We start from the raw sequence: 1,088 nt of genomic DNA on the forward strand, positions 1-1,088 counted from the left end.
AAAAAAGCTGCACTATGCGTGCAGCTTTTTATGTATTTGCTTTAAAGGTAGACGTTTTAAAGCATGAAAGTGTCCTTACGGCTTCTATAACCATAATAGCCAAAAACACTGGAAATAATGGCGCCTATGAGACTTCCTAAAAAGCCCCACCACCCCATATTGGAGGCTGTTTTTGTGGCTTTAGTTGCAGTGTTTTTGGCGCCCTTGATCGTATCCTCAAGATTGTCTGAGAGTGTTTCTGCCTGTTCTTCAAAGGCTTTGATGGCTTTTTCGGTCTTTTCTTCTGCTCTTTGATAGAGTTGGACGGCACGGTTTACTGCTGTTTGTGCATCCGCACGGGGCATGCCATCTTTTATGAGGGCATTGATGATATCGCTTCGATCAAATTTTGTCGTGAGATCTTCTACACGATCAGATAAGCGCTCACCAAGATTTTTTAAAGTGGTGCGATAGTAAGAAGGATCATTTTTGAAAGCTGTTATCGCAGAACCAATATCATTGAGTGCAGCTTGATAGGTTTGTTTCAAGCGCTCAGGGTTGAGAGCAGGAATATCGCTTTTATTGAGAAGGGTGCGCAATTCACTCGAAAGTTGGTCAAAATTGATGCCATTGTCACTGTTTTTTGCAAAAAACTTTTCAAGACTTTCGCTGTTTAATTTTGCAAGTATAGGGGAAATATTGGTTTTGAGGCTGTCTACGGTTTGTTGGACCATGGAGCTGTTTTCTAGAGCCGTTTTAGCTCCTATCTTTGCTGTACTAGAAACCACGTGGATGGCTTGGATGGTCATCAGCAATGTTATGAGAGCCCAAGTGAGAAAGCCATGAAGCGTTCCTGAGGTTTCAGCAAAACGTCCAGCGACAAAGCCTCCCAAGGCTAGGCTAATCAGTGTAACGATAACAGAACCCACGCCAAAGGAGAGGAAAGAGCCTTCAAATGGGGTTGAAGAAGTGAAATCCATTTGGCTTAAGCCTAAAGCGGCGACCAGAAAAGAAAGGCAGATTGAGGTGGCAAGAGCTGTCACCAGTCCCGCAAAGATTGCGGACCATGAAATGGGTGTGTGAAAGAGTGAATATTTTTCTTCTAGAGA

The 1,088-nt window shown here is 43.4% G+C and carries 1 protein-coding gene; it reads right to left on the minus strand.

What is annotated here, in order from left to right; genetic code table 11:
* Positions 1–56: 56 nt before the first annotated feature.
* Positions 57–1,088, minus strand: a 1,032-nt coding sequence (locus ACFIJJ_RS09810) for a DUF3792 domain-containing protein (protein ID WP_375646812.1), incomplete at its 5' end; no start/stop codon positions are given.

The organism is Bartonella sp. TT29SHDZB (assembly GCF_042193395.1).
In the GTDB taxonomy this organism is placed as follows: Bacteria; Pseudomonadota; Alphaproteobacteria; order Rhizobiales; family Rhizobiaceae; genus Bartonella.